This window comes from Mesorhizobium sp. M0909 (genome assembly GCF_040319515.1).
GTDB lineage: Bacteria > Pseudomonadota > Alphaproteobacteria > Rhizobiales > Rhizobiaceae > Mesorhizobium.
In genome coordinates, this window is the sequence record NZ_JAMYOA010000053.1 from 1 (window position 1) to 3,706 (window position 3,706).

At 64.4% G+C, this 3,706-nt stretch carries 6 protein-coding genes; all 6 read left to right on the forward strand.

Annotated features, from left to right (window positions below; translation table 11 throughout):
- The first annotated feature begins 114 nt into the window (after nucleotides 1-114).
- The 6 genes from NKH83_RS31375 to NKH83_RS31400 all read left to right on the forward strand — a co-directional run bounded on the left by NKH83_RS31375 (nucleotide 115) and on the right by NKH83_RS31400 (nucleotide 3,645).
- Nucleotides 115-1,056 carry a DUF2493 domain-containing protein gene (locus tag NKH83_RS31375; RefSeq protein ID WP_352809027.1) on the forward strand — a complete coding sequence of 314 codons (942 nt, stop codon included), beginning with the start codon at nucleotides 115-117 and terminating at the stop codon, nucleotides 1,054-1,056.
- Nucleotides 1,057-1,118: 62 nt separating this feature from the next.
- Nucleotides 1,119-1,379: a type II toxin-antitoxin system prevent-host-death family antitoxin gene (locus NKH83_RS31380; RefSeq protein WP_352483438.1), complete on the forward strand. Its 261-nt coding sequence runs from the start codon at nucleotides 1,119-1,121 to the stop codon at nucleotides 1,377-1,379.
- Nucleotides 1,369-1,788, forward strand: a complete 420-nt coding sequence (locus NKH83_RS31385; protein WP_352595508.1) for a hypothetical protein — start codon at nucleotides 1,369-1,371, stop codon at nucleotides 1,786-1,788. Before NKH83_RS31380 ends, NKH83_RS31385 begins: the two co-directional genes overlap by 11 nt.
- 290 nt (nucleotides 1,789-2,078) lie before the next feature.
- Complete coding sequence (locus NKH83_RS31390) at nucleotides 2,079-2,342, forward strand: hypothetical protein (RefSeq protein ID WP_352809030.1); 264 nt, start codon at nucleotides 2,079-2,081, stop codon at nucleotides 2,340-2,342.
- A 24-nt stretch (nucleotides 2,343-2,366) separates the two neighbouring features.
- Nucleotides 2,367-2,612 carry a hypothetical protein gene (locus NKH83_RS31395; protein WP_352468576.1) on the forward strand — a complete coding sequence of 82 codons (246 nt, stop codon included), beginning with the start codon at nucleotides 2,367-2,369 and terminating at the stop codon, nucleotides 2,610-2,612.
- Nucleotides 2,613-3,321: 709 nt separating this feature from the next.
- Nucleotides 3,322-3,645 carry a DUF736 domain-containing protein gene (locus NKH83_RS31400; RefSeq protein WP_006205585.1) on the forward strand — a complete coding sequence of 108 codons (324 nt, stop codon included), beginning with the start codon at nucleotides 3,322-3,324 and terminating at the stop codon, nucleotides 3,643-3,645.
- The last annotated feature ends 61 nt before the right edge of the window (nucleotides 3,646-3,706 follow it).

Here is a 3,706-nt window from a genome sequence, read left to right on the forward strand (position 1 = left end):
GGGGGCGCCGTCCTCCGCGCGGGCCCGGGCGTGGGGGGCGGCCGCGCCCGGGGCGCGGCCGGGATGCGCTGTCAGGCCGCGAGAGGCGCGGCCACAACCGACGGAGACACCGCCATGACCTACGAGCTTCCTTTCGACGACGCCTACGAGCCCTACCACGCCTCTTCGCCGACCGACCGCGTCATCCTCGAACTACAGATGTACGGCCATCGCCCGCATCAGGACGAACCTGATCCTCGGCCGCTTCCCGACGACGAAGTGATCCGGGCTGGCCTCGCCGGCATCGTCGAGACCTTCGCCGGCATGCTTGGCGACACCAGGCTCGAACCCGATCTCGACGACCTGCTCTGGTCCTTCGCAAACGTCTTCCACCGCGCCGCCGAGCGCGTCGCCCGCAGCCTCGACCGCAACGAGGAGGCCCAGCGTTCGAGCCAGCAGGAACAGGACGGTTCCGAGCTGAAGTCGGTCGAGCTGGAACGGCTCACCGCGGAAGGCATCACCTATATCGAGCGCCGCAACGTGCTGGAAATCATGCGCGATGAGGCCGCCGACCTCTACGGGGCGCAGACCGGATCGGCATGGCGGCCGCGCACCGGCTCCAAGGTCAGCCACCAGGCGATGACCGCGGCGGTGATCGACTCCAGAGACTTCCTCGCCGCCCGCCGCCACGCCGAAACCGAGGTGCTCGTTCCTGCCGGCACCAAGATTGCCTTCGCCGGTGGTCTCGACTGCAATGATCACGACCGGATCTGGAACGCGCTCGACAAGGCCCGCGAGAAGCATCCCGACATGGTCCTGCTCCACGGCGGCAGCCCGCGTGGCGCCGAACGCATCGCCGCCTGCTGGGCCGAGAACCGCAAGGTCACCCAGATCGCCTTCAAGCCGGACTGGACCCGACACGCCAAGGCGGCTCCGTTCCGCCGCAACGACCAGCTTCTCTCGGTGGTGCCCTACGGCCTGATCGTCTTTCCCGGTTCCGGCATCACCGAGAACCTTGCCGACAAGGCGCGTCGGCTCGGCATCCCCGTGTGGCGGTTCGCGGAGGACGGCGCGTGAGCGCCGTTTTCTTGCAAATCTAGAAAATCTAGATAATATGGAGATCGATAAGGAGTCCAGCCATGCGCCAGTTCACGACGGGGGATCTCAACAAGCAGGTTGGCGACGTCACCGACGTTGCCAGCCGCGAACCCGTTATTCTTACCAAGCACCGGAAACCCCGGTTCGTGCTGATGAGTTACGAGCACTACGAACGGATGCGCATCGGCGGCGATCCCCGCCGCGCATACCGTGTCTCTGAGATGCCGGAGGAACACACGGAACTCTTCGCCGCCGAGATCGACCGATTGGCGCGCGGGGAAGGATACGATGATGAGCGGTAGATTCCTGCCTGGTCAGGTGATCTCCTACCCGTATCTTTGGGCATGGCAACACGAGCGCGGCGAAACGGAAGGCCGCAAGAGCCGGCCCACCTGCGTGGTCATCGCTGTCCGCGGCGCAAGAGATGGCCTGACCCATCTCGCGCTCCTGGCGATAACCACCCAACCACCAACCAGCGATCGGGTCGGTTTGGAAATCTCCACTATCGAGTGCCGCCGCGCCGGTCTGACCGATCTCAAACGCTGCTGGATCGTGGTTGACGAATACAACTACGATATTGCCGAACGCTCCTGGTACATCGAAGCCGACGGTAAGCCCCTCGGTCGTTTCAGCAAGGCATTCATGATGAAAATCGCAGGCGCCTTTATCGAAGCGCGCAGCGAGGGCCGCCGCGTCAGCCGTCTGGATTGACGTTCTCTTTCGCGGCCATGCGCTCGATCCAGGACGTGAGCCTCTGGCTGGCCGACAAAGACCACTAGCTCCAAGCGCGAAGCGCAACTAGCCAGATGCGCGTAGCGTCTCCGGCAGCTGCAGGATCCGGGCGCGCCGGCCTGCGGCCGGCCGGGCTCTCGTCGCGGCGTCCCGCCGCTTCCCGAGCCAGCTTTGCCGTCTCGGCCTTCGGGTGACGATCCCTCGCGCAGGGCCAGGGGAGAGGGCGGCCGGCGCGGGGCGGGGGACGCGGGAGAGAAGGGAAAGTCACCATGTCGATGATATTCATAGGTGGATCACGCGAGATATTCGAGCTGCCGGAACCTGCCATCGCTCGCATCGGCGCAATCGTTGCTGCCGAGCACGGCGTGCTGGTTGGCGACGCGCCTGGAGCCGATGCCGAGGCGCAGGGCCTGCTCGCCGGCTACAAGTACGAGCACGTCGGGGTCTTCCATACCGGCAAGGAACCCCGCAACAATCTGGGCGACTGGGCCGCCTACCATGTTCCTTCTCCTGAAGGAGCTCACGAGCACTAGTTCCACGCCGCCAAGGACCGGGAGATGGTGCGGCGCGCCGACTTTGGGATGATGGTCTGGGACGGCGCATCACCGGGCACGGCCGTCAACGTGCTTCGGCTCGCCATCGCGAACAAGCCGTGCGTCATTTACGATCTGGCCAGGGGCCGGATGGCGACCACGTACAATGTGGAAGACTGGTGCGCGATGCTCCGCCATGCTGATCCGGACATTCGCCGCCAAGCCGAAGCCCGCATGACGCCGGATGAGCGTCTAACGTTGCCAGGATGATGGATGCGGTCCTGCCGACAGGCCCTGCGGGTTCAATCCGATATGTGATCCGGCTCCTCGCCGCCTAACCACTTGTATGAGCGGACGGAGCCGGCCCCTTTCGAAACCGCTCCACGCGCAGAGCCGCGGGGCGTTGTACGGATGATCATCTTGACGCTTCTCGCCTCTGAAGCGGGTGCAAGCGTGCCGAACAATATCCTGGCTTGCCGGGTCATCCAACCTGACTGCGCGGTATCGTCCCCGAGGGGCGTGAAGTTCGCTGCCAGCCGGCTCCGATCTCGAAACCGCTATGCCGCCATACCGAACATGCAAGGCGGTCACGCGCCGGGCTGCTGGTCGATGTGTTGGCGATGCCGACGACATGACCCGAGAGGCTGCAGCATGTTCCTGCGATCCGGCAGCGTTGCGTCGGCGATCTAGCGATGGTGGCCTGAGTTCTTCTCCTTCGGTTGCATCGGGGCCATTCCCGTTTCATGTCGCCTTTGTAGACGACCGCCTGCTTTGTGCGGTCAACCCCCGTTGGGGGTACACTCGGCGAATATTCAGGAAAATTCGATTTCTGTTTTTGTCTGCGGGCAGGCGAAGGGCCTGCCCGCAATTTTTCGGCAAATAGAATTTTCCAGAATTTTCGCCGAAATGACCGCAGCAGGACGGTCCTCTCCTTTGGCGCCATCGGGAATGGTCCCGATGCAACCGAAGGAGAACTACCATGGCCACCACGATCGCAAACCTCACCACCAAGGCCGACGGCTCGATGGAAGGCGTCTTTGCCACGCTCCGGGTCAATGCCCCGATCACCCTGATCCCGAACACCAACAAGTCGCGCGAGGACGCGCCCGACTACCGGATCGTCAACAAGCGCACGGGCTTCGAGATCGGAGCCGGCTGGCACCGCATCTCCCAGCGTTCGGGCGAGGAGTATCTCTCGGTCAAGCTGGAAGCACCCGAGATCGGCGTCATCTTCGGCAATCTCGCTCCCGCCCCGGGTGGCGAGGAAAACAAGAAGGTCATCCTCTGGAACAACCCCCAGTGAGGCATCGGTGGGGGGGGGGCGCCCCCGAGGGGGCGGGGGCCCCCCCGCCAAAAGGGGGTGG

Excerpts from the sequence above, each read along its gene's own strand:
- NKH83_RS31375 (WP_352809027.1), top strand. The coding sequence starts at position 115 with ATGACCTACGAGCTTCCTTTCGACGACGCCTACGAGCCCTACCACGCC.
- NKH83_RS31380 (WP_352483438.1), top strand. The coding sequence starts at position 1,119 with ATGCGCCAGTTCACGACGGGGGATCTCAACAAGCAGGTTGGCGACGTC.
- NKH83_RS31385 (WP_352595508.1), top strand. The coding sequence starts at position 1,369 with ATGAGCGGTAGATTCCTGCCTGGTCAGGTGATCTCCTACCCGTATCTT.
- NKH83_RS31390 (WP_352809030.1), top strand. The coding sequence starts at position 2,079 with ATGTCGATGATATTCATAGGTGGATCACGCGAGATATTCGAGCTGCCG.
- NKH83_RS31395 (WP_352468576.1), top strand. The coding sequence starts at position 2,367 with ATGGTGCGGCGCGCCGACTTTGGGATGATGGTCTGGGACGGCGCATCA.
- NKH83_RS31400 (WP_006205585.1), top strand. The coding sequence starts at position 3,322 with ATGGCCACCACGATCGCAAACCTCACCACCAAGGCCGACGGCTCGATG.